Consider the following 22,225-nt stretch of genomic DNA (forward strand, 5'->3'; position numbering starts at 1 on the left):
TTTAAAAAATTGTGCAGAACATTAATTTATTCGTTTTAAGTTTGCCCGTTGATTTCCGCTGCGGGCAATTGCTTTCCGCGGGCGGTCGGGGAGCCTCCTCGTCACTAACGCTCCTGCGGGGTCTCTCCCCTGACTCGCTTTTCCCGCAGGACATTGAATTAACATCCCTGAATGGACACCGCACAACAAAATGCGTATGCATTTTGGAGGAGTCAAGTGCCCTCCGCTCCAATCAACTCAGTAGTTAAATAAATATCACTTTTAAAAAAAACGCCAGCGGACATTTAATCCACTGACGCTTTTCTTTGTTTAGCTCCAACGGCTAGCCCCTCGAGGTCATAAGCCACTTTATAAATGAAGGCAAAGTACGCCTTCATTCATAAAGCGTCTTATGCTTGTCGGGGCTGAGCAAGCCGTTTCCACTTTTCTTAACTATTTACTTTGTAATTTCCTCGTAAACTAAAACTGGAGGGTTTACTTTTTCACTGGAAATTCTTATATTTTCGTATAATTTAGCTTTTACTTCATCAATGTTTTCGAAATTGCTGTAAATGGTCACGAGTGACTCGCCTTTTTTCACATGGTCGCCAATCTTTTTGCGAAGAACAAGGCCAACAGCTAGATCAATAACAGATTCTTTCGTTGCTCTCCCTGCACCGAGAAGCATTGCCGCAGTTCCGATTTCATCAGCAACTATTTCGGACACATAGCCTTCATCTTTTGCTTCCAGTTCAAAAGTGTATTTCGCTTGTGGAAGCTTGCTTGGATCATCAATAATAGATGCATCTCCGCCTTGTGAAGTTAAGAAGGTTTTGAACACTTCTAGAGCTGTCCCATCTTTCATTACTTTAACCAGCATTTCGCGCGCTTCCTTTAATGTGCTGGCCTTTTTTGCTAAATAAACCATATAGCTGCCTAAAGTTATGCATAGCTCTGTCAAATCCTCTGGTCCTTCACCTTTTAGCGTATCAATCGCTTCCTTAACTTCGAGGGCATTTCCAATTGCAAATCCGAGCGGCTGGCTCATATCAGAAATGACAGCCATTGTATTTCGGCCTACATTGTTGCCGATTTGAACCATCGCTTTAGCTAAATCGCGTGAGTCATCAAGTGTTTTCATGAAAGCGCCTGCCCCTGTTTTCACATCAAGGACAATGGCATCAGCACCAGCAGCAATTTTTTTACTCATAATTGAGCCGGCAATTAACGGAATGCTGTCAACAGTAGCTGTTACGTCACGGAGGGCATATAGCTTTTTATCAGCTGGAGTAAGATTCCCACTTTGACCGATAACGGCAATTTTATTTTTATTGACTAAATCAATAAATTCTTCATTTTCTATTTCCACGTGGAAGCCGGAGACAGCCTCAAGCTTATCAATGGTCCCGCCCGTATGACCGAGCCCGCGTCCCGACATTTTTGCGACTGGAACACCTAGGGCTGCAACTAATGGACCTAGTACGAGAGTTGTCGTATCGCCTACGCCTCCAGTTGAATGTTTATCTACCTTAATTCCGTTTATTTTTGATAAATCAATTTGGTCACCTGATTGAACCATGGCCATCGTTAAATCGGCTCTTTCTTGCTCGGTCATTCCTTGAAAATATATAGCCATCATAAGTGCACTAGCCTGATAGTCAGGGATCGTCCCTTCAGTATACCCGTCAATAAAAAATTGAATTTCTGCAGTGGAAAGCTCTTCTCCATCTCGCTTTTTTTCAATAATATCTATCATTCTCATTGTTATCACCGATCCGTTTTCGTATTATCAAGAGCAAAAATTATGCTTGCTTGTTTTCCTTTTTCCCTAGCTCAGCGACGATTGCTTTTACATATTGCAGAAAATGAGCTTTCACCTTTTCAGTCGTTTCAATTACTTCCTCATGATTAAGAGGCTGGTCGAGAATCCCAGCTGCCATATTGGAGATACATGAAATTCCAAGGACACTCATATTCGCGTGTCTCGCAACAATCACCTCTGGAACGGTTGACATACCGACAGCGTCTCCTCCTAATGTACGCAGCATGCGAATCTCTGCTGGTGTTTCATACGTTGGACCCGTATTCCCAACATATACTCCTTCTTGAATCGGAAGATTGATTTTTCCCGCGATTTCTTTAGCAAGCTTTCGCAGTTCAGCAGAGTAGGCCTTTGACATATCAGGAAAGCGCACTCCCATGCGTGAATCATTTGGTCCGATTAATGGATTGCTTCCCATATTATTAATATGATCGGAAATCAGCATTAAATCACCTGGTGAGTAGCTTTCATTAACCCCTCCAGCAGCATTTGTCACAACCAATGTATGAATGCCCAATTCTTTCATGACGCGAATAGGAAACGTCACTTTATCAAAGCTGTATCCTTCATAATAATGAAATCGTCCTTGCATCACAGCAACGGGAACATCATTTAGCAAGCCAAATACAAGGTTTCCCGCATGCCCTTCAACGGTTGAAACAGGGAAATTAGGGATTTCATTGTAAGGAATTTTTACCGCTTCCTCCACTTCATCTCCTAATACTCCTAACCCTGACCCAAGAATAAGGCCGATTAATGGCTGCCGCTCATATTTTCCTTGAAGAAATTGAGCAGCCTGTTGAATTTTTTGATAGTCCATTGCTTTATTTTCCTCCTATTTCAATTCGTTTAAAAAGCTTTTGCCGTATGCAGGCATTTTCACATGGAAATTCTCTGCAACCGTTGCCCCAACATCAGCAAAAGTCTCGCGAATTGACAGCTCTTTACCTTCATTCATATTAGTTGCATATATTAGCAGCGGAACATATTCCCTCGTATGGTCTGTGCCATGATGAACTGGATCATTACCATGGTCTGCCGTAATGATTATTAAATCATCATCCTTCATTTTCGCAAAAACCTCAGGAAGCCGCGCATCAAATTCTTCAAGCGCTTTTCCATAGCCTTCTGGGTCACGGCGGTGTCCATAAAGCGCATCAAAATCGACTAGATTTAAAAAGCTAAGCCCTGTAAATTCCATATCAAAGGATTGCAGTAACTTATCCATTCCGTCCATATTAGAAACAGTGCGCAATGATTTTGTCACACCTTCTCCGTCAAAAATGTCTGAGATTTTCCCAATAGCGATGACGTCAAATCCAGAATCCTTTAGTTCAGACATCACAGTACGATCAAATGGCTTTAACGCATAGTCATGACGGTTAGATGTTCTTGTAAAGTTTCCAGGCTCACCAACAAACGGTCTAGCAATGACTCTACCTACCATATATTTCTCATCCAATGTCAATTCACGGGCAATTTCACAAATGCGATATTGCTCCTCAATCGGAATAATCTCTTCATGAGCCGCAATTTGCAGAACAGAATCAGCTGAAGTGTAGACGATGAGATCCCCTGTCTTCATATGTTCTTCACCGAGCTCAACAAGAATTTCCGTGCCGCTTGCAGGTTTATTGCCGATCACTTTTCTACCCGTGCGTGATTCTAATTCAGAAATAAGCTCAGGTGGGAATCCTTCTGGAAACACTTGAAATGGTTTTTGAATATTTAGCCCCATGATTTCCCAATGGCCAGTCATTGTATCTTTTCCATTGGATGCTTCCTGCATTTTTGTAAAGAAAGCAAGTGGCTTTTCAGCTTTTTCAATGCCTTTAATTTCGCGAATATTGCTTAGACCGAGCTTAGCCATATTGGGCATGTTTAAACCATTCATTTTCTCAGCAATATGACCGAATGTATCTGCCCCCTTGTCATTAAACTTTGCAGCATCAGGTGCTTCGCCAATTCCTACCGAATCCATGACGATGACGAAAATTCTTTTATACGCATAAGATGTCAAATTAAGTCCTCCTAGTTTAAAGCGGTTTCAAAATCATTGCCTTGTATTCGCAGACAAAGAGTAAATTGATTCAGCTTTTATCTATTTAAAGGTTGCCCTTATCTTTTTGTGATTAACACAATCTTTCTTTCTATATGTCAGAAGTCTGACATCTATATTTTACAGAAGGTGAAGAAAAAAGAAAAGAAAAAGCTGCCAGTATAAATTGACAGCTATGAAAAAAATTTAAGCTCTTGGATGAAACTTACTATATACATCTTTTAATCTAGTTTTTGTCACATGTGTGTAGATTTGTGTAGTCGAAATATCCGCATGACCAAGCATTTCCTGTACAGCACGCAAATCGGCGCCATTTTCGAGAAGATGGGTGGCAAAAGAATGCCTCAGTGTGTGTGGAGTTAATTCCTTATCAATTCCTGCTTCTGCTGCAAGCCGCTTAAGAATTTTCCAGAAACCTTGCCTCGTTAATCTTTTTCCGTGATGATTGAGAAAAAAAGCTTCATCATGATAGCTCTTTCCGATAAATTGCTTTCTTCCCTCTTTCATATACAGTGTTAAGGCCTTGTCAGCTGTTTGTCCAATTGGAATAATCCGCTCTTTATTTCCTTTCCCGATACATCTAATAAAACCCATCTCTACATGGATATCGCCCATATTTAAGCCAATTAATTCACTTACGCGAATACCGGTTGCATAAAGAAGTTCAAGCATCGCTTTGTCACGAATTCCAAAGTGGTTGCTTATGTTAGGAGAATCTAGTAAAGTTTCTACCTCTTTCATGTTTAATACTTTCGGAAGTGTCCGTTCCAGCTGTGGCGATTCAATATGAACGGATGGATCTTGATCTGTTGCTTTCTCTCGAAGAAGAAATTGATGAAATGCTCTAACCGAGGCTACATGTCTTGCCAATGTTTTCGAAGATTTTCCTTGATCTTTTAAATGCGCTAAAAAATGAATGATTTGTGTGCGCTGAACATTATTTAAACTTGAAATCTTTTCGATTTTTAGCAGGTATTTTGTGTAGCTCTTTAAATCTCTTTCATAAGAAACGATTGTATTTTTTGCCAGGCCTTTTTCGACGATTAAATAATGTATGAAATCTTTAAGCTCGTCCTCCATCGATAAACTCTACTCCCCATTTAAATAAAAAAGAATTAACCGGTCCAGCCAGCTTGAAGGTTCACTGCTGTTCGCACTTGCGGAAACTTTTACTGCTGCGCCTTTCGGTTCATCATATTTATGATAATCCTTATATTCTTCATTTAACCACATAATACCATAATAAAAAAGGATTGTGCATCCGGTAAAAAGCACGAACACTTTAACGGTCTGAACAACGACTTTTAGCCAAGAGATCATTTTCCTATCCTCCAGAAACCTTTGATAGTAAAAGGTATGCCATCTTGGACAAGAAATATACCTGTTTGAAAGCTTTTTTAATAGGCTCTATTTGGCATATTGTTGTTTTTATTCTTTACTAACACAGCCTTTAAAAATATTGATTAACGAAGCTATTTAATCATCTTTTCTCAGCAATGACTAAACTCAATGTTGCCAGCGGGCCTAATAATAAAGATAAGAAAAACCAATTTAAACCTGACCTATTCTTTCCTTGTGCCAAGCCTGCGTTAATCAAAGCGAGTGTGCCCCAGCCTACAAAATACTCATTTCCCATTGAATACACCTCTTTTTCTGAATTTGTCTTTCCTATATTTATTCAATAACGGTGTATTGCTGCCAAAAAGTAATATCCATCTATTTTTCCTATAGAAAAGACCTTCTCTCTGAATAAGAAAAGGTCTGCATCTATTTGTTATTCACTTTGTTCATTGTTATCATCGTTTTTATCGTGGCATCGGTGGCAAATTCCGTGGAATGTTAGGCGGTGATCTTTAATTTTAAAATTCCATCTTCTCTCGACCACTTCTTCTACATCCTCTAATAAATCTTCCTGAATTTCATCCACTGCCCCACATTCAATACAAACTAAATGATGATGGAAATGCGCTGCGCCTTCTTGACGAAGATCATAGCGAGATACTCCATCACCAAAATTGATTTTATCGACAATTTTAAGTTCTGTTAGCAATTCAAGTGTTCGATAAACAGTTGCTAGGCCTATCTCAGGCGACTTTTCTTTAACTAGGAGGTAGACATCTTCCGCACTTAAATGATCCTCTTCATGTTCTAATAAAACGCGAACGGTTGCTTCACGCTGAGGTGTCAATTTATAGCTAGACGAATGCAACTGCTTCTTTATTCTATCGATTCTGCTTTCCATTCTGAAGTCCTCCTCGCCCACTTACACATTCTCATTATAGCAGAAACTGGAGGATATTCAAAATAAAATTATTACAAATAAGCATTTATAGTCATTATAATTTAATCATTATTATCATTTTAATATTATTTAAGTGAATGAATAACCGTTTTCATTAAATGGGGGGAAATAAAAGCTTCAATCCCCGCCGCAGCACATAAAAATAAAAGGACTCCAGCAAAGGTCATCATATACTTTCCGAATAATGGCATGACCGGCGGACCGATTTTTTTCATAAACTGTCGACTAATCATTTTTAATGAAAAGGAAACTGCAATAGCAGCGGAAATGATAAAGATCGGAATGATGATGAGATTTTGCGGCAGAACAGATACGAACGATAATAAAAATCCATCCCATCCCATTTGGTTTACTAAAAATCCAACCGTAAAACCGACAACCATGCCTTTCATAAATAACAAAATGAGAATGATCGGGAGACCAATAATGGAAATGCCTAGAATACACATTAATCCAATAAATTTCATGTTATGAAAAAAACTTTGTTTAAAAAGATCATTTTTACTTGCTACATCCTCACTAGATACTTGGCTGAAAAATTGTGAAAGGTAATAAAATAAATCTTCCTTCTGTGTAAAACTCAAGCTGTTAACTACTACAGCGCCGAAGATGACGCCCATTAAAAATAAAACAACCACAAACAAATATATTGAGGAATGCTCGCGAAAATGGGTTGCGACGACGTTCTGGTACATATTTTTTCTCATTGCCCTTCCTCCTGTTACAATTCTGATATTAAATTGTATGCTTGTCTGGCTGGGGTATGACAGATTTTTCGAGCGAAAATTGCAGGTTGGAAAATTATAGTTGAATATTTCTAATTTTGCATTATAATATTCAGACAGGTTTCGGTGGTTGGGTAATTTCCTGTCCAATTAACTTGATTTACTGGACAACATTAGGTGTTTTTCCAAGAACCTGTCCAATTAACTTCAGTTTTTTAAGGGAGATGAAAAAATGAATCCAGTACTAATTGATTTTCCGGACAGAATTGAAACAGAGAGACTATATTTACGGATTTGCATGCCCGGGGACGGCCAAATAGTTCATGAATCGATTCAAGCCTCTATCGAAGATTTGAAAGTATGGCTTCCTTTTGCTAACAAAGAGCAATCAGCCGAAGATGTTGAAGTGAATATCCGAAAATCATATTCACAATTTTTGTTGCGAGAGGATTTTTGGATTCATATTTTTCGCAAAGAAGATGATGTGTTCATTGGCTCAACCGGATTGCACCGGATTGATTGGGATATACGAAAGTTTGAAATTGGCTATTGGTGCGACTCCCTCCATCAAAGAAACGGTTATATGACAGAAGCAGTAAGCGCTTTAATCGATTTTACATTTAATCATTTTGAAGCAAACCGGATTGAGATTCGCTGTGATCCTAACAATCTTAACAGCAGAAAAATACCGGAAAAATTAGGTTTTAAACTAGAAGGTATTTTGGAGAATGCAGGTTTAAGTGCAGATGGGAAAGAGCTTCGGGATACTTGTGTGTTTGCTAAAGTAAAGAAATAGACAGAAAAATAGTTGTTATTCTTGTTGAAGTCATAAGAAAAGACTGCCAAATTGGTATTATCCCCTTTAAGTAGACAGTGTTAAAAGCCCATGATTTAATCATGGATGCTACACTACTACTTGGAGGGGATTTTTCTATGGCAAAAAAAGGACAAACCTTTAAACACTATACAGAAGATTTTAAGTTGAAAGCAGTCGAGATGTATTTGAATGGTGATGGTAGCTACAAATCCTTGTCTAAACAACTAGGGTTAAAAAATTCTACTCAGTTAAAGAGTTGGGTAAAGAAATATGAAGAAGGCGGTAGTCTAGTTGATAAAAGAGGGAAAATGTCATCTATAGATAATCCACTTATGGGGAGACCTAAAACAAAATTTCAAAGTGTAGGGGAAGAACGAGATTACTACAAGGCACAAGTTGAATATTTAAAAAAGCGCTATCCAAATCTACACGGGGTGGTGAAATCAAGAAATCAGTAAGGTTCGAGATTATTATTGAAATGAAGCAAACGTACCCTATTACATGGCTTACTGAAATAGCAGAGGTCAAACGTTCAAGTTATTATAAATGGGTAAAGACAATAGCATTACGTGAGAAGAGAATGAAGCAGGATCAAGATTTAATGGAGAAAATGCTTTCTGTCCACAACCAGCATAAAGAGTTTGGATATCCTAGGATGGTAATCGCACTCAGAGAAAAAGGGTTCATAGTAAACCATAAAAAGGTTTATCGATTAATGAAGTTAATGGGCATTCAATCAGTAATCAGAAAGAAATGGAGATATTTTGGTAAGAAAGGTTCTAAGGTATACCCGAACTTGGTTAATCGTGAATTCAAAAATAGAAAGAAAAATGAAGTACTAGTAAGTGATATAACATATATTCCCTTCCAAAATAAATTTTACTATCTATCTGTAGTTCAGGACCTTTATAATAATGAAATTGTTTCTTGGAAGGTTTCAGACAGAAATAATTTAAAATTGGTTTTAGATACCATAGAGGACCTCAATAAAAAAAGAAACGTGTATGGAACCATCCTCCATTCAGATCAAGGATTCCAATACACGTCTAAGAAATACAACAAACGATTAAACAAATACGGCATAAGAGGCAGCCACTCTCGCAAAGGAAACTGCCTAGATAATGCCTGTATTGAATCGTTCTTTTCCCATTTCAAAACAGAAATGTTGTATCAATATGATTTTAGAACAGAAGAAGAGTTGATTCAAGCTATAGAAACATATATGTATCATTACAATTATAAGAGATTCCAAAAACGACTAAACCACCGTGCTCCGGTAGAATACCGTATCACGATGGCTGCGTAGTCTTTTTTGAGCTGTCTACTTGACAGGGGTAAGTTCAAATAGACAGTCTTTTTCTCCTTTTAATGCGATATCTTCCCGTATTTCCCACCGCCGCCTGCAGAAAGATTCAGTTTTCCTTCTCTTGCTTTCATTATAAGTTCAGCTGTTTTAACTGGGATAATTTCACTTAGGTTTTCAAATGAAACCTCGTGTAAGATCGCCATTTCTGTTCCGAAGTGATCGAGTAGTTTTCCGAGCATTTTTGGACCAAGTCCTGGAATAAATTCTAACGGAACTTGGTGCACATAAGGCGGGCGATTTGCTGGTGATGCATCGGCTGTTTTTAATTCTGCAATTCGGTCAGCGACCCCTTTAATATATTTAGTACTGCCGCAATGTGCACATTCATTTTGTTCGGGATCAAACGGGACGAAGCATTGGGAGCATACCGTTTGATGATATTTTCCGAGAAGCGGGTCGAGACCGTAATTGGCTTCAATTCTACGTCCATCTTCCCCTTTTAGCGCCAAACTCAATTCAAGAAATGATGGCCCCTTTATATGAAGAACATGATATTCCCTAGCAATTTTCTTTAAAGAATGTGCATCCGAATTGGTTAAGAACGAATACTGATGCAGCTCTTTAATTTGATCTGCCATTGCTGTATCTGCACTTAACCCAAGCTCAATCGCATCAATCTGGTCTTTGTTAAACACTTCTTCTAAAGACCGATGAACACCTTTTCCATATAAGCTTTTAAAAGGAGTAAATACATGGGCAGGAATGAATAATCCGCCTAGCTCCTTCACTTTTGATTGGAGGTTACGGCCCGAGACGTAAATTCTTTGTGAGCTTAGGGTTATATTTTTGAGATGCTGTGAAAGCCAAATCGAAAACTCTTCCATAATCGCTAAGTTGGGAAAGTAACAAAGCACATGAATCGGCCCTTGACAATGCTCATCGTAAATTTCCAACTCAGACCCTGGGATGATTGTTAAATCTCCATATTGTAAACCGCCTTCTGGATGCTCTGTCACATCCCCAGTTTCCATGAGCTGAGCAATTTCCATAATTACTTCTGGTGAATGACAATCAATAATCCCAATCATATTTAACCCTTTTTCATTTCTTGCGTGCTCAATAATATTCGTAAACGTAAGTGATTTTGCCCCCGTGATTTTAACCGGTTTGCCAGTGATCGTTCGGCCAATATGAATATGTAAATCTGAATAATAATTGTTCATTTATTTTTTCAAAGCCTTTTGAAGTTGCAAATATTGAACAGCATACGCAGTTTTTGCATCGTAAATTTTCTTTTCTACTATGAGCTGCTCTGCTTCTTCTAGCGTCAGCTCAAGCAAGTTTACGAATTCATCCTCATCTGGTGGTGCAGGATTTTCCTTTTTCACTAAGCCCTTTGCGATGTATAAATGAATAATTTCATCTGCAAATCCAGGGGATGTGTAGAAGGAAATTAGCCACTCCATTTCTTTGCATTCATAGCCAGTCTCTTCTTCAAGCTCCCGTTTTGCACAAACTTCCGGGTCTTCTCCTACCTCAAGCTTACCTGCGGGAATTTCCACAATTGCTTTTTCCAATGCTTTTCGATATTGCTCGACCATAATAATCTTTTGATCATCTGTTAACGCAATGACTGCAACTGCACCGGGATGTTTGATAATTTCACGCTTAGACATGTTACCGTTCGGAAGCTCAACATCCTCCACTTGCAGACTAATTACTTTCCCAGTGAAAAGTTTTTCTATCTTGACCGTCTTTTCTTCTAGGCGACTCATAATTTCAGTCACTCCTGTTCTATTCCGAATAAGTTTACTCATACATATTATCATACTTTAATTGGGGGAATATGAAATGAAAATATATGTTCACGAGAAGGGCGTCGTCCTAGTCGGCAAGGCATGGGAGATTAGAGAAAAACTAAAGGAATATGACAAGGATTTCCGATTGGTTAAGGATTGGGTGGAGTTTAAGAAGACCCGATCTTGAATGGGGGATATTGGAAAGTTCTGAGATATTGTGGAAGTCGCCGATATATCCGGAATGTCGCCGATATATCCGAAAAGTTACTGATATATAGAATGGTACATGATATTCAAGGTTCATTGACCATGAACAGTTTGAAAAAGGCCTTTTTATTTGTGATCTACTCATTTCATTCGTTAAAATAAAATGAAAAGATGAAATTGAGGTAATTTTTATGAAAAAAAGACAGTTAGGCCAAACTGATTTGTATGTAAGTGAGCTTGGACTTGGGTGCATGTCCCTTGGTACAGATGCAAATAAAGCACAGGAAATCATTGAAACCGCATTAGATGAAGGCATTAATTATTTTGATACAGCTGATTTATATGATTTTGGTGAAAACGAGAAGATTATCGGCCAAGTGCTTAAAAGTGTGAGAGATCAAGTCATTATTGCAACGAAGGCGGGGAACCACTGGAATGAAAACAAAGATAGCTGGAGCTGGGATCCTTCCAAAAAGTATATTAAAGAAGCAGTCAAAGCAAGCTTAACCAGGCTTGGTACGGATTATATTGATTTATTTCAACTTCATGGCGGAACCATCGAAGATCCTATTGAGGAAACGATTGAAGCATTTGAGGAATTAAAAAAAGAAGGACTCATTCGCTATTACGGCATCTCTTCCATTCGGCCAAATGTTATTCGTGAATACATTAAAAAATCCAATATTGTTTCTGTCATGATTCAATACAGTATTCTAGATCGCCGCCCTGAAGAGGAAGTACTTCCACTTCTGAAGAAAAATGGTATTGGAGCTGTTACTCGGGGACCGCTTGCGAAAGGGCTATTAAGTGAAAAGATGCTAGAAAAAGCAACGGAAAAAGGATACCTAGACTATCATTTAGAAGACTTACAGGAAGTGATTCCACTGCTGCGTGACAGACTTTCTGATTCTCGTTCGATGACTGAAATAGCACTTCAATATAATTTAGCTGATCCAGCTGTCTCTTCGGTCATTGCGGGTGCAAGCAGTGTCCAACAAGTGAAAGAAAACGCAAAAGCCATTTCAGTGGCGCCACTATTGGAGGAAGAAATAGCCATTATTAGATCCATTACAAAAATGAACTTATATGACCAACACAGATAAAATTGTGTAAACCGGGATATAGAACCTGTCCCCTTGTCCCTAAAAAAATCGCTTGAACCTTTCAAGCGATTTTTTTACATTTTACTTATAATCCTTCCAATTAAGATTGCTTTCACCGAACAATTCTTCGAAGCTTTTGTTCTTTTCGCGCAGTCGTCTTTCTTCTCTTTTTCTTGCTTCTTCCTCTTCTTTTTGTTTATCTTCCGCCGCTTTTAATTCTTGCTTTGTATTTTTTAATTTAGTCATTAATTCTTTGTTTAGCATATCCCCAAGCGTAATTGGTTTGTCATCCTTTTTCGGTTGGGAAGGCTGTTTTTTCTTTTTCATCAAAATTCCCCTCATTACATCATTTTTGGCAACTATTATATCATAATTGTCCCTTTTTTCACTTAAGAAACTCTAGAAACTCGATTCGATTGCCAAATGGATCATCGACAAAAAGGCGATTTCTCCCTTCAATTGGCGGTTCTTCTTTTATTTTGATACCCCTCTTCTCTAAATTCTCACGCAAGCCCGCTAAATTTTCTACGACTAAGCCTGGATGGGCTTTTTTTGCGGGAACTAATTCCTCTTGCACCCCAATATGGATTTCCTGATTTCCGCATAAAAACCAGCAGCCGCCCCGTTTCTGAAGATTTTCCGGTTTTGGTATTTCTTCTAAACCGAGAATGTCTCCGAAAAATAATCTTGCCTGTTCTTCGCAGCCTTTTGGAGCTGCCAATTGGATATGATCGATTCCTTTAAATCTGAAGGCCATTCTGCTATTCTCTCCTTTTATTAAGAAAAGCACAGCCATTATAACTGTGCTCTTCGAAAATATTAATATGCGTCTGTTACGACGTTTTCATCTACTTGTAATAAAGCTTCTGTAGACTGAACAACTTCTTCAATCGTATAGCCTTTAGCGACTTCAATCAGCTTAAGACCAGAATCGGTCACATCAATGACCGCCCGTTCTGTAATGATCCGGTTTACAACTGCTTTACCCGTTAATGGAAGTGTACATTTTTTCAAGATTTTCGATTCACCGTTTTTATTCGTATGATCCATGATGACGATAATTTTTCCAGCACCGTGAACGAGATCCATCGCTCCGCCCATTCCTTTGATCATCTTGCCCGGGATCATCCAGTTTGCGAGATCACCATTTTCAGAGACTTCCATTCCTCCTAAAATAGCAATATTCACATGTCCGCCACGGATCATCGCGAAGGATTCGGCACTGTCAAAATATGCTGAACCAGGAATAGCTGTAACCGTTTCTTTCCCGGCGTTGATTAAATCAGGGTCCACTGCCTCTTGAGAAGGATAAGGTCCTATGCCAAGCAAGCCATTCTCAGATTGCAGCACAACTTGCTTGTCATCTGAAATATAGTTGGCAACAAGGGTCGGCATCCCAATCCCAAGATTGACATAAAAGCCATTTTCAATTTCCTTTTCAGCTCGTCTCGCAATTTTTTCACGAACTAATGCTTTATCATTGCTCATAGCGTTTTCTCCTTCCTAACAGTTATTTCGCTACCGTCAGCCTTTCGATGCGTTTTTCCTGCTTTCCTTCAATTAATGTTTGCACATAAATGCTTGGTGTATGAATGTAGTTCGAGTCGAGCTCACCAATTTCATAAAGATTTTCCACTTCCGCAATTGTTACTTTTCCAGCGGCTGCTATCATTGGATTAAAGTTTCTGGCTGTTTTATGATAAATAAGATTTCCCATTTTATCAGCCTTCCAAGCCCTTACTAAGCTAAAGTCAGCGGCTAGTGCTTCTTCAAGCAAGTATTCTTTGCCATTAAAAATCTTTGTTTCTTTTCCTTCGGCGATTGGCGTACCTACCCCAGCAGGAGTGTAAAAGGCTGGAATTCCGGCACCGCCCGCACGAATTTTTTCGGCTAGTGTTCCTTGCGGCAACAGTTCCACTTCAATTTCCCCGGATAAAACTTGTCTCTCAAACTCTTTATTTTCACCGACATAAGAGCCGACCATTTTCTTAATCTGTTTATTTTGTAAAAGCAGCCCTAGACCCCAATCATCTACCCCACAGTTATTCGAAATAACCGTTAAATCTTTAACGTCCTTTTCAACTAATGCTAGAATCAAATTTTCTGGGATTCCGCAAAGCCCGAAGCCCCCAACCATTAAAACTGCACCATCATGAATATCCTTTACTGCCTCATTAAAAGACGAACAAATCTTTTTCATCTCATTCTCTCCCCTCATTCGAGAACGTTATTTATTTCCTCATTTAATGTGTTTTACACGAGCTCAACAACAGTTGCCACACCTTGGCCTCCGCCGATGCATAAGGTAGCGAGCCCCTTTTTCGCTTGACGCTTTTTCATTTCGTGAATAAGTGTAACGAGGATTCTCGCACCGCTTGCCCCAATTGGATGCCCTAATGCGATTGCTCCCCCATTGACATTCAAAATGTCTTTATTGAATTGAAGCTCTCGATCGACAGCGAGTGATTGCGCTGCAAATGCCTCATTTGCTTCAATTAGCTCTAATTCCTCCATGGAGACAGATGCCTTTTCAAGTGCTTTTTTGACAGCTGTTACAGGCCCAATCCCCATAATGCTAGGGTCTACTCCGCTACTTGCGTTTCCTTTTATCGTTACTAATGGCTGGATACCAAGCTCATCAGCCTTCTCTCTGCTCATGACAATAAGAACCGCGGCTCCGTCATTAATGCCAGAAGCATTTCCGGCTGTGACACTGCCATCTTTTTTAAATGCTGGTCTTAACGCAGCCAATTTTTCAGCCGTGGTTCCTTTTTTCGGATATTCGTCCGTATCAAAAACGATTGGATCGCCCTTTCTTTGCGGGATTTCAACAGGAACGATTTCATCTTTAAATTTGCCTTCTTCAATGGCCTTTGCCGCTTTCAATTGGCTTGCAGCCGCAAACTCGTCCTGCTCCTCTCTGCATAGCCCATATTTGTCGCAAAGGTTTTCAGCTGTAATGCCCATATGATAATCATTAAAAGCACACATTAGCCCATCAGAAATCATCGTATCCAACAGCTGCTGATGTCCCATTTTGAAACCATTTCGTGCATTTTTTAATATGTAAGGTGCCTGGCTCATGTTCTCTATGCCGCCTGCAACTACAATTTCAGCATCGCCAGCCAAAATTGCCTGAGTTGCTAGATGAACAGCTTTTAATCCGGAGCCGCACACTTTATTGATCGTCATTGCGGAAACGCTTTCAGGAAGGCCTGCTTTAAGGGCAGCTTGTCTTGCCGGGTTTTGGCCTAGCCCTGCCTGCAAAACATTGCCAAGAATTACTTCATCAATCTGTTCAGGCTTTAATCCTGCTTTTTCAAGTGCGCCTTTAATAGCAACTGCCCCTAGTTCAGGAGCCGATACATCCTTTAAGCTACCATTAAAATTGCCAATTGCTGTACGGACTGCGCTGACAATTACTACTTCTGTTTTTGACATCCTACTCAACCCTTTCTCGTCCATCTCAATAATTAACTTCGCTACATCACGCAAAATCCCTTTTATTTCGTCAAAATTTATATAATTCTTGCATTTAGAAATGCCATCACACTAAAATTAAGAGAAAATAAACATAATAGAATTCAATTAAAATGAAAGCGGCTACTTACTGAAATTTTATGTGATGGGAGAGGGAAACATGACGCTTCAAATGCCTGAAAAAGTAACGATCATTGAGGTAGGTCCACGAGATGGACTGCAAAATGAAAAAGCATTTGTGCCAACAGATTTAAAAAAAGATTTTATTAAAGGTTTAAAAAATGCTGGTATTACTGAAATGGAGCTTACATCCTTTGTCTCGCCGAAATGGGTTCCGCAAATGAGGGATGCGGCCGAAATTGCCGCAAGCAGTCTAGATAATCGCGGACGGAATATTGTGCTAGCCCCTAATCGGAAAGGGATTGATAGAGTTTACACAACAAATGTGAAGGCTGTTGCTGTTTTTGTTGGGGTCAGTAACACTTTTAATCAAAAAAATATTAATAAAACAACACAAGAAAGCTTGGACGAGCTCGCTCCGATTATTAAGGAATTAAAAGAAAAAGAATTTTTTGTCCGTGCCTGTATTTCTACCGCCTTTTACTGTCCTTATGAAGGTAAAATCAAGCAAGAGGATACATTGAATTTATGCCGGCAGTTTGTAGAGACAGGAGTCGATGAGTTAAGTGTTGCCGATACAATTGGGATGGCGGCACCGCATGAATCTTATGCTTTATTTAGCAGCTTGAAAAAAGAATTTCCCGATGTTTTACTGACGGCCCATTTTCATGATACAAGAAAACTCGCCCTTACCAATATTTTTGCTGCTTTACAAGCCGGTATTGATCGCTTCGATACGTCAGCTGGCGGATTAGGCGGCTGTCCATTTGCTCCGGGAGCGGCCGGAAACGCCGCAACAGAGGATGTTGTCTATATGCTTCAGCGGATGGGGATCGAAACAAATATTGATTTAGAAAAATTACTCGAGGCGATCAAGATTGTTGAGCCCCATTTATCCCGGCCGATTGAAAGCACTTATTACTTGCGTCATGCCCATCAATGAATAATCTTGCCCTTCTTAATCCATCTTATTAGTATGTGTTCAAAAAGGAGGACAAAAAGAGCCGAGAAGTTCAAGGAATCGAAGCCTTCGAGCACCGGAACGTATGTTTTTAAATACGTGAGGAGCGGAGAAGCAAGCTGACGCCGAAATTCGACAGCTCTTTTTCCCGGACTTTTTGAACAACCACTATTAGATGAAGTATGAAGAAGGGGGAATTTTTATAATGAACCAAAAGCGTGAGAAAGGCTTCAGCCAAAAAGGAAAACCCAATAGCGAAACGGTGAACCCAACGATTGCCGCAGAAGAATTAGAAAAAGCCATCCATCCAACAAAACGGCAAAACTCTAAACAATAAAGTTCAAAATGCTACGTCCTCCCAAAAGCCCTGCTTTTGGTCGTGCGATGTATCGCTGCCGTAGTATTCCTTGTCCTGTGGCTTTCACCTGACTAGGACAACATGTCCGTCGTCGGGCCTTTACAGGCAGTTGGTCTCCCACCGAAACTTCTTCGATTTATCTAAAGTTTTGAGGTGGGAGTCTTACCGCCCGTTAATCTGCGATAAACCGCTCCTTGAACGGTTTTTGGCTGTGGACTATGTTTAAACGCGCTTTAAACTGGTAAAATAAAGAAAAAGGGTGTTTGGAGGGATGAGATTGAAAAAACTGCTTCGTTTTACACGTTACATAATATCTTTTATTCTCTTTATTTCATCCATCGGATTTTTTTTAACGAATCGCCTTATGTATATGAAGAAAAAAGAAGCTCAATTTATCTTAAATCGCGAAAAAGAGGCTGGACGCCTTAATCCGCTCGAATATGAAAGCTTACCAAAGACCGAGGTGCTTATTCCTTCTCCTTTCGGCTATGATCTGAAAGCCATCCTTGCTGAGCCCTTTCCAAAAAATCGCTACGTCATTATTGCCCACGGGGTTACTGAAAATAAGACGAACTCCATCAAGTATATGAATCTTTTTTTAGAGCGCGGGTTCAATACCGTCATTTATGATCATCGCCGGCATGGTGATTCTGGAGGAGAAACGACCAGCTTCGGCCATTATGAAAAATTCGATTTAAAAACAATTGTCGATTGGCTGAAAAAAGAAAAAGGTGCTAATATTTTACTCGGGATTCACGGGGAATCAATGGGTGCGGCAACGATGCTATTATACGCGGGCAGCTTAGAAGATGGAGCCGACTTTTATATTGCTGACTGTCCATTTTCCGATTTTAAAGAGTTGCTGACTTATCGGTTAAAATCTGATCTGAAATTGCCCGCTGCATTTATTTTGCCGATTGCCGATTTATTTCTCCGATTGCGGCAGAAATACTCCATAAAACAAGTTTCTCCTATCTCTGTTATCGAAAATATTCAAAAACCGGTTTTATTTATTCATAGCGAAAAAGATGATTATATTTTGCCTTCCATGTCTGAAAATCTGTATAAGAGGAAAAAAGGCCCTAAAATGCTTTATATCGCTCCAATAGGCGCTCACGCCCAATCATTAAACGAAAATCGCGAAAACTATGAAAAAGCGATTGATGAGTTTCTAAATGAAAATGTTTATGATTTTATTGGGGAAAAAAGGGGACTGTGAAACAACAGGTTATCTGTTTTATCGATTGAGGAAGTGATTGATTTTCTGTTATGATTTACTGATAGAGTCATAATATAACTTTTTGTTATAACTATTCAACATTATATCGTTTTATCATACATTAAATTTAAGACTTGTCGGGATGAGTGATCATGAAATGAATAATCAAAAAACACCTCAATTACCTGATTCTAATTTTAAAAGGCTAAATCAGTCTGACCTTACTCTAGCCGTTCGCTCATTTTTATCTAGTTTGGATAAAAATGGAGAGTCACGATTGCCACAACGTGCTTATTTAGCTGTTAGACATGCAATTCGCCATCTTCAATTACCGCCTGGGCAAACTGTGCTAGAGAGGGAGATGGCAGAAATCCTCGGCATGAGCAGGACGCCTGTACGTGAATCCCTTGTCCGTTTGGAAATGGAAGGATGGGTTCGGCTTATTCCACGTCGCGGTTTTATTGTTGCACCCATTGAAGCAGATGAACTTCAACAAATTTATGAAGTGGTGGAAGCGCTGGATGGGATTGCAGGCAGGTTCGCTACCGGTCGTGCTGCTCACGAACAGTTAAACCATCTTGAGCGTCTGATTGAAGAGCAGGAAAAGGCACTAGAACTAAATGATCTACTTTTATGGACAGACCTTGATGATCAATTTCATCATTACATTGTCGACTTGGCCCAGAACCCACGCCTTAGAGGGATTGTGGACAGTCAGTCTGACCAACTATACCGTGCTCGCTTGTACACAATTGGGCTTCGACCTAAGCCAACACATTCAGTACTTGAACATAAGGCCATTTTAGCAGTGATGCGGGCGGGTGAGCCTGAAGCAGTACGAACAATGTTGCAATCTCATCGCTATAGAGCTCGTAATGAAATTCTAGAGGCCCTCCGATCAATGCCTCCATTACTAGAAGAGGAACGTTAATGTAAGAAGAATTTTTAGTGATGTGACAATCTATCATTATAGAAAAGAAATGGCTGTAGAGAGATTTCACTGAAATCACCTACAGCCATTTTTGTTCGTTCTATTTTACATAGTTTCGAAGCTTACCAATCTGCTCTACTTCAACAACGACAATATCTCCCGACTTCATTGGACAACTTCCAGAAGGTGAGCCAGTAGCCAAAATATCACCTGGTTCCAATGTCATAACCTGTGAAATCCAACTGATTAGGAAAGGAATAGAAAATGACATTTGATTCGTATTACCCTCTTGTACGACTTTGCCGTTTAATGTTGTAACTATTTGTAAATTGGTTGGATCTATCCCTTTCACAATACAGGGGCCCAAAGGAGCAAAAGTATCAAAACCTTTGCCGCGTGTAAACTGGGGATCCGTTTTTGTAAGATCCCTTGCCGTTACATCATTAAATATCGTACAACCAAAAACATACTCCAATGCCTCTTCTTCTTTTATATTTTTGCCGCGTTTCCCAATAACAAGTGCCACTTCCCCTTCCATTTCCACCTGCTTGGTTAAATCACTTGACGGAAGAATGATTTCCCCCTCATCCGGAATCACGGAAGATGTCGGTTTTAAAAATAAGAACGGCTCTTTTAGATTGGCCTTCCCCCCAGTCTCTTTTGCGTGTTCAGCATATGTCCAGCCAAAATTAACGATTTTTGAAGGTACTACTGGCTCCAAAATCTTCACATCACAATATTTAACTCTCGATCCATTAAATTTCAGTTCATCGTTTACAATTTCAGTAAAATCACTTGACAATTGTAAAATTTCATCATCTTCAACCATTCCAAAAAATACTTTTCCGTTATGTTGCTGATAGCGAACGATCGTTTGTGTTTTTTGTAGTATTTGCATGATCACACCGACTCCATAACTTACTTGATGAATCTTACTTGCTGACTAATTAACTCATATTGTTCTTCCTTCTTTTTATTGAACTCCACCTTATTTTCTTCATAGATGTTATTTCCTTCTGCATCAATGGAAACAATAAGTGGACCGAATTCATTCACTTCACATACCCAAAGAGACTCAGGCATTCCTAGGTCTTTCCAGTGTACTTCTCTGATACGCTCAACCTTTGTTGCCGCATAAACAGCATTTCCGGCTGGAAAGACAAGATGTAGCGCTTTATGAGTCTTACATCCTTCTTCCGTATTCTTACCCATTCCACCTTTTCCAACAATGAGTTTAACACCCGTTTCTTCGATAAATTCCTTTTCGAACTTTTCCATTCTCATACTCGTTGTAGGACCAATAGAAACGATCTCGTACTCTTCATTTCCCAAATCTCTAACAATGGGACCAGCGTGGAAAATGGCTTTCCCTTTCAGATCAACAGGTAAAGGAATTTTTTCTTCAATAAGTCTTCTGTGCGCAACATCCCTGCAAGTAACCAGTGTACCTGTTAAGTAAATAATGTCGCCAATTTTTATGTCCTTAAGATCATCATCCTTTATAGGTGTTGTTAATACTTTCTTACTCATAGCGTTACCCCCTCATGAGTACTAATTTCATAGTTCAAATGACTGTCGAAAGTAATCTTTCCTCTTCTATGGGACCAACATCCTGTATTAACAGCCACTCCAATCGTAGAAGGATGTCTTGCCGTGTTCACAACGTTTACACCCATAACAGATTTAGATCCCTTAAGTCCCTGAGGCCCTAAACCAATTGCGTTAATTCCATCTTCAAGAAGCTTTTCCATCTTAGCTGCATTTTCATTTTCATTCCGACTTCCAACAGGTCTCATAAGTGCTTTTTTAGAATTCATAGCTGCTGTTTCAACGGAAGTACCGACACCCACACCTACGAGGAGAGGAGGACAAGCGTTAACTCCATAACTAGTCATCCGATCCAGCACAAACTTTACCACCCCTTCATAACCTTCGCCCGGCATTAATACTGTCGCCACTCCAGGAAGGGTACAACCTCCTCCTGCCATATACGTATAAATTTCCACTTTGTCACTATCCTCTTCAATCTCCCAAAAGATACTTGGTGAGCCATCCCCGATATTCTTCCCTGTATTGTATTCATCAAATGTTTCTACAGAATTGTGTCGTAACGGAGTTTCTTTAGTCGACTTATACACACTATCCCTTAGAATACTATCCAACTGTCCAATCAACGGAAAGTTCTGGCCACACTTTACAAAAAACTGAAGAACCCCTGTATCCTGACATGAAGGCCTCTTTAACTCATAAGCTAGCTTCTGGTTATCAAACATAGTTTTGTAGATAATTTTTGCAAGTGGATTATTTTCCTCTTCACTTAGTTCCTTCAGTTTATTTTCCACATCATCAGGAAGTTTGTAGCTAACAAGAGATATAAACTTTGACATCAGATCAGTCATCTTTTCTTTTTGCTGTGTCTTATCCATAACAACACTCATAATAACTCTCCTTTGTATCTTTAATTTTAATTACTTATAAGCTAATTATTGAACAATGTATACATTAAGGTCAATGCCTTTATTTATTTTATTAAAAATAGGATTCCGAACATGTGTAAGCACAGACTAAAATTATCGTTATACCTTTATTAATATATAAATATTTATATTTTTAAATTTCTGTAACAATAATGTGGCTAAATATTCTAAAAACTATATTGACACTAATGTATACGTTAATATAAAATTTGAGCAGTGGGATTCTCTTAACTTTTTCCTTGCACCATTAATTTAGAAATAAAGAAGTCCTATTATTGGGTGCGCTTTCAAAATTTAGGTTTTTCATCTGTGATCATTCATAAGTTAGCTAAATTGGAGACGGAAAAAAGGACTTATCACACAAATATAAAGAAAGAGAGGGGAGAAAAAGAAATCATTTGAGCAACATTCCTACCATTTTATCCTCCTACGTGATCGCGAGTAGTTTTATCGATTCACCATAAGGGTTGAACAGTTTTGTATGCGCTCCCATCGCTAAATTTTTGCAGACTGTAGTTTCTAAACAGAGTAGCTTAGAAATCTAAATGAAAACCATATTT

27 protein-coding genes are annotated in these 22,225 nt (G+C 39.2%); 9 read left to right on the top strand and 18 right to left on the bottom strand.

What is annotated here, in order from left to right:
• Positions 1-436: 436 nt before the first annotated feature.
• The 8 genes from F7731_RS02130 to spoIIM all read right to left on the bottom strand — a co-directional run bounded on the left by F7731_RS02130 (position 437) and on the right by spoIIM (position 6,869).
• Entirely contained in the window at positions 437-1,741 is a 1,305-nt protein-coding gene (locus tag F7731_RS02130; protein ID WP_151533124.1) for a pyrimidine-nucleoside phosphorylase, read from the bottom strand.
• Between the two features lie 40 nt (positions 1,742-1,781).
• Positions 1,782-2,621, bottom strand: coding sequence for a purine-nucleoside phosphorylase (locus F7731_RS02135; protein ID WP_151533125.1), 840 nt, complete (start codon positions 2,619-2,621; stop codon positions 1,782-1,784).
• 15 nt (positions 2,622-2,636) lie between these two features.
• Positions 2,637-3,821, bottom strand: a complete 1,185-nt coding sequence (deoB, locus tag F7731_RS02140) for a phosphopentomutase (RefSeq protein WP_151533126.1) — start codon at positions 3,819-3,821, stop codon at positions 2,637-2,639.
• Between the two features lie 225 nt (positions 3,822-4,046).
• A complete protein-coding gene (xerD, locus tag F7731_RS02145) occupies positions 4,047-4,940 on the bottom strand; it encodes a site-specific tyrosine recombinase XerD (RefSeq protein WP_151533127.1) in 894 nt (297 codons plus the stop codon).
• Positions 4,941-4,949: 9 nt separating this feature from the next.
• On the bottom strand, positions 4,950-5,180 hold the full coding sequence (locus F7731_RS02150; protein ID WP_151533128.1) for a YqzK family protein: 231 nt from the start codon (positions 5,178-5,180) through the stop codon (positions 4,950-4,952).
• Positions 5,181-5,340: 160 nt separating this feature from the next.
• The gene (locus F7731_RS26310) at positions 5,341-5,496 is read right to left on the bottom strand and encodes a hypothetical protein (protein WP_170289624.1); all 156 of its coding nucleotides are present in this window, start codon (positions 5,494-5,496) and stop codon (positions 5,341-5,343) included.
• Between the two features lie 138 nt (positions 5,497-5,634).
• Positions 5,635-6,102: a ferric iron uptake transcriptional regulator gene (fur, locus tag F7731_RS02155; RefSeq protein WP_151533129.1), complete on the bottom strand. Its 468-nt coding sequence runs from the start codon at positions 6,100-6,102 to the stop codon at positions 5,635-5,637.
• A gap of 125 nt (positions 6,103-6,227) precedes the next feature.
• Complete coding sequence (spoIIM, locus tag F7731_RS02160) at positions 6,228-6,869, bottom strand: stage II sporulation protein M (protein WP_151533130.1); 642 nt, start codon at positions 6,867-6,869, stop codon at positions 6,228-6,230.
• Between the two features lie 250 nt (positions 6,870-7,119).
• Between spoIIM and F7731_RS02165 the strand changes: the two genes are divergently transcribed.
• The 3 genes from F7731_RS02165 (at position 7,120) to F7731_RS02170 (ending at position 9,010) form a co-directional block, all read left to right on the top strand.
• The gene (locus tag F7731_RS02165; RefSeq protein ID WP_151533131.1) at positions 7,120-7,683 is read left to right on the top strand and encodes a GNAT family N-acetyltransferase; all 564 of its coding nucleotides are present in this window, start codon (positions 7,120-7,122) and stop codon (positions 7,681-7,683) included.
• Positions 7,684-7,820: 137 nt separating this feature from the next.
• Positions 7,821-8,162 carry a helix-turn-helix domain-containing protein gene (locus F7731_RS27230; protein WP_425481972.1) on the top strand — a complete coding sequence of 114 codons (342 nt, stop codon included), beginning with the start codon at positions 7,821-7,823 and terminating at the stop codon, positions 8,160-8,162.
• 8 nt (positions 8,163-8,170) lie between these two features.
• Positions 8,171-9,010 carry an IS3 family transposase gene (locus F7731_RS02170; RefSeq protein ID WP_425481979.1) on the top strand — a complete coding sequence of 280 codons (840 nt, stop codon included), beginning with the start codon at positions 8,171-8,173 and terminating at the stop codon, positions 9,008-9,010.
• 59 nt (positions 9,011-9,069) lie between these two features.
• Here F7731_RS02170 and F7731_RS02175 read toward each other — a convergent pair whose 3' ends face one another.
• Entirely contained in the window at positions 9,070-10,233 is a 1,164-nt protein-coding gene (locus F7731_RS02175; RefSeq protein ID WP_151533133.1) for an endonuclease Q family protein, read from the bottom strand.
• The gene (locus tag F7731_RS02180) at positions 10,234-10,785 is read right to left on the bottom strand and encodes an NUDIX hydrolase (RefSeq protein WP_151533134.1); all 552 of its coding nucleotides are present in this window, start codon (positions 10,783-10,785) and stop codon (positions 10,234-10,236) included.
• 76 nt (positions 10,786-10,861) lie between these two features.
• Here F7731_RS02180 and mciZ point away from each other — a divergent pair, with 76 nt between their 5' ends.
• Both mciZ and F7731_RS02190 read left to right on the top strand, forming a co-directional pair.
• Positions 10,862-10,996 carry a Z-ring formation inhibitor MciZ gene (mciZ, locus tag F7731_RS02185; RefSeq protein WP_151533135.1) on the top strand — a complete coding sequence of 45 codons (135 nt, stop codon included), beginning with the start codon at positions 10,862-10,864 and terminating at the stop codon, positions 10,994-10,996.
• Positions 10,997-11,207: 211 nt separating this feature from the next.
• Positions 11,208-12,119 carry an aldo/keto reductase gene (locus F7731_RS02190; protein ID WP_151533136.1) on the top strand — a complete coding sequence of 304 codons (912 nt, stop codon included), beginning with the start codon at positions 11,208-11,210 and terminating at the stop codon, positions 12,117-12,119.
• Between the two features lie 81 nt (positions 12,120-12,200).
• Here the strand turns inward: F7731_RS02190 and F7731_RS02195 are convergent, their stop codons facing one another.
• The 5 genes from F7731_RS02195 to F7731_RS02215 form a co-directional block, all read right to left on the bottom strand.
• Complete coding sequence (locus tag F7731_RS02195) at positions 12,201-12,446, bottom strand: YqkE family protein (protein ID WP_151533137.1); 246 nt, start codon at positions 12,444-12,446, stop codon at positions 12,201-12,203.
• A 58-nt stretch (positions 12,447-12,504) separates the two neighbouring features.
• A complete protein-coding gene (locus F7731_RS02200) occupies positions 12,505-12,876 on the bottom strand; it encodes a VOC family protein (protein WP_151533138.1) in 372 nt (123 codons plus the stop codon).
• Positions 12,877-12,938: 62 nt separating this feature from the next.
• Positions 12,939-13,607, bottom strand: a complete 669-nt coding sequence (locus F7731_RS02205) for a CoA transferase subunit B (protein ID WP_151533139.1) — start codon at positions 13,605-13,607, stop codon at positions 12,939-12,941.
• A gap of 22 nt (positions 13,608-13,629) precedes the next feature.
• On the bottom strand, positions 13,630-14,319 hold the full coding sequence (locus F7731_RS02210) for a CoA transferase subunit A (protein WP_151533140.1): 690 nt from the start codon (positions 14,317-14,319) through the stop codon (positions 13,630-13,632).
• A gap of 53 nt (positions 14,320-14,372) precedes the next feature.
• Positions 14,373-15,560 (bottom strand): acetyl-CoA C-acetyltransferase, encoded by a 1,188-nt coding sequence (locus F7731_RS02215; protein WP_151533141.1) that lies wholly within the window; start codon positions 15,558-15,560, stop codon positions 14,373-14,375.
• A 199-nt stretch (positions 15,561-15,759) separates the two neighbouring features.
• Here F7731_RS02215 and F7731_RS02220 point away from each other — a divergent pair, with 199 nt between their 5' ends.
• The 4 genes from F7731_RS02220 to F7731_RS02230 all read left to right on the top strand — a co-directional run bounded on the left by F7731_RS02220 (position 15,760) and on the right by F7731_RS02230 (position 19,188).
• Positions 15,760-16,662, top strand: a complete 903-nt coding sequence (locus F7731_RS02220) for a hydroxymethylglutaryl-CoA lyase (RefSeq protein WP_151533142.1) — start codon at positions 15,760-15,762, stop codon at positions 16,660-16,662.
• 223 nt (positions 16,663-16,885) lie between these two features.
• Complete coding sequence (locus tag F7731_RS27040; RefSeq protein WP_281352193.1) at positions 16,886-17,017, top strand: hypothetical protein; 132 nt, start codon at positions 16,886-16,888, stop codon at positions 17,015-17,017.
• A 307-nt stretch (positions 17,018-17,324) separates the two neighbouring features.
• Complete coding sequence (locus F7731_RS02225; RefSeq protein ID WP_151533706.1) at positions 17,325-18,257, top strand: alpha/beta hydrolase; 933 nt, start codon at positions 17,325-17,327, stop codon at positions 18,255-18,257.
• Positions 18,258-18,414: 157 nt separating this feature from the next.
• Positions 18,415-19,188: a GntR family transcriptional regulator gene (locus F7731_RS02230; RefSeq protein ID WP_151533143.1), complete on the top strand. Its 774-nt coding sequence runs from the start codon at positions 18,415-18,417 to the stop codon at positions 19,186-19,188.
• Between the two features lie 100 nt (positions 19,189-19,288).
• Here F7731_RS02230 and F7731_RS02235 read toward each other — a convergent pair whose 3' ends face one another.
• Genes F7731_RS02235 through ttdA form a run of 3 tightly spaced genes read right to left on the bottom strand, consistent with a single transcriptional unit; the run spans position 19,289 to position 21,626 of the window.
• Positions 19,289-20,086, bottom strand: a complete 798-nt coding sequence (locus F7731_RS02235) for a fumarylacetoacetate hydrolase family protein (protein WP_151533144.1) — start codon at positions 20,084-20,086, stop codon at positions 19,289-19,291.
• 20 nt (positions 20,087-20,106) lie between these two features.
• Positions 20,107-20,718: a L(+)-tartrate dehydratase subunit beta gene (gene ttdB, locus F7731_RS02240; protein WP_151533145.1), complete on the bottom strand. Its 612-nt coding sequence runs from the start codon at positions 20,716-20,718 to the stop codon at positions 20,107-20,109.
• A complete protein-coding gene (gene ttdA, locus F7731_RS02245; protein ID WP_246197115.1) occupies positions 20,715-21,626 on the bottom strand; it encodes a L(+)-tartrate dehydratase subunit alpha in 912 nt (303 codons plus the stop codon). Before ttdA ends, ttdB begins: the two co-directional genes overlap by 4 nt.
• Positions 21,627-22,225 lie beyond the last annotated feature (599 nt).

This window comes from Cytobacillus depressus (genome assembly GCF_008923245.1).
GTDB lineage: Bacteria > Bacillota > Bacilli > Bacillales > Cytobacillaceae > Cytobacillus > Cytobacillus depressus.

What these genes read in the sequence shown, in the direction of transcription:
- F7731_RS02130 (WP_151533124.1), bottom strand. Translation starts at nt 1,741, where the DNA reads ATGAGAATGATAGATATTATTGAAAAAAAGCGAGATGGAGAAGAGCTT.
- F7731_RS02135 (WP_151533125.1), bottom strand. Translation starts at nt 2,621, where the DNA reads ATGGACTATCAAAAAATTCAACAGGCTGCTCAATTTCTTCAAGGAAAA.
- xerD (WP_151533127.1), bottom strand. Translation starts at nt 4,940, where the DNA reads ATGGAGGACGAGCTTAAAGATTTCATACATTATTTAATCGTCGAAAAA.
- F7731_RS02150 (WP_151533128.1), bottom strand. Translation starts at nt 5,180, where the DNA reads ATGATCTCTTGGCTAAAAGTCGTTGTTCAGACCGTTAAAGTGTTCGTG.
- F7731_RS26310 (WP_170289624.1), bottom strand. Translation starts at nt 5,496, where the DNA reads ATGGGAAATGAGTATTTTGTAGGCTGGGGCACACTCGCTTTGATTAAC.
- fur (WP_151533129.1), bottom strand. Translation starts at nt 6,102, where the DNA reads ATGGAAAGCAGAATCGATAGAATAAAGAAGCAGTTGCATTCGTCTAGC.
- spoIIM (WP_151533130.1), bottom strand. Translation starts at nt 6,869, where the DNA reads ATGAGAAAAAATATGTACCAGAACGTCGTCGCAACCCATTTTCGCGAG.
- F7731_RS02165 (WP_151533131.1), top strand. Translation starts at nt 7,120, where the DNA reads ATGAATCCAGTACTAATTGATTTTCCGGACAGAATTGAAACAGAGAGA.
- F7731_RS27230 (WP_425481972.1), top strand. Translation starts at nt 7,821, where the DNA reads ATGGCAAAAAAAGGACAAACCTTTAAACACTATACAGAAGATTTTAAG.
- F7731_RS02175 (WP_151533133.1), bottom strand. Translation starts at nt 10,233, where the DNA reads ATGAACAATTATTATTCAGATTTACATATTCATATTGGCCGAACGATC.
- F7731_RS02180 (WP_151533134.1), bottom strand. Translation starts at nt 10,785, where the DNA reads ATGAGTCGCCTAGAAGAAAAGACGGTCAAGATAGAAAAACTTTTCACT.
- mciZ (WP_151533135.1), top strand. Translation starts at nt 10,862, where the DNA reads ATGAAAATATATGTTCACGAGAAGGGCGTCGTCCTAGTCGGCAAGGCA.
- F7731_RS02190 (WP_151533136.1), top strand. Translation starts at nt 11,208, where the DNA reads ATGAAAAAAAGACAGTTAGGCCAAACTGATTTGTATGTAAGTGAGCTT.
- F7731_RS02195 (WP_151533137.1), bottom strand. Translation starts at nt 12,446, where the DNA reads ATGAAAAAGAAAAAACAGCCTTCCCAACCGAAAAAGGATGACAAACCA.
- F7731_RS02200 (WP_151533138.1), bottom strand. Translation starts at nt 12,876, where the DNA reads ATGGCCTTCAGATTTAAAGGAATCGATCATATCCAATTGGCAGCTCCA.
- F7731_RS02205 (WP_151533139.1), bottom strand. Translation starts at nt 13,607, where the DNA reads ATGAGCAATGATAAAGCATTAGTTCGTGAAAAAATTGCGAGACGAGCT.
- F7731_RS02210 (WP_151533140.1), bottom strand. Translation starts at nt 14,319, where the DNA reads ATGAAAAAGATTTGTTCGTCTTTTAATGAGGCAGTAAAGGATATTCAT.
- F7731_RS02215 (WP_151533141.1), bottom strand. Translation starts at nt 15,560, where the DNA reads ATGTCAAAAACAGAAGTAGTAATTGTCAGCGCAGTCCGTACAGCAATT.
- F7731_RS02220 (WP_151533142.1), top strand. Translation starts at nt 15,760, where the DNA reads ATGACGCTTCAAATGCCTGAAAAAGTAACGATCATTGAGGTAGGTCCA.
- F7731_RS27040 (WP_281352193.1), top strand. Translation starts at nt 16,886, where the DNA reads ATGAACCAAAAGCGTGAGAAAGGCTTCAGCCAAAAAGGAAAACCCAAT.
- F7731_RS02230 (WP_151533143.1), top strand. Translation starts at nt 18,415, where the DNA reads ATGAATAATCAAAAAACACCTCAATTACCTGATTCTAATTTTAAAAGG.
- F7731_RS02235 (WP_151533144.1), bottom strand. Translation starts at nt 20,086, where the DNA reads ATGCAAATACTACAAAAAACACAAACGATCGTTCGCTATCAGCAACAT.
- ttdB (WP_151533145.1), bottom strand. Translation starts at nt 20,718, where the DNA reads ATGAGTAAGAAAGTATTAACAACACCTATAAAGGATGATGATCTTAAG.
- ttdA (WP_246197115.1), bottom strand. Translation starts at nt 21,626, where the DNA reads ATGAGTGTTGTTATGGATAAGACACAGCAAAAAGAAAAGATGACTGAT.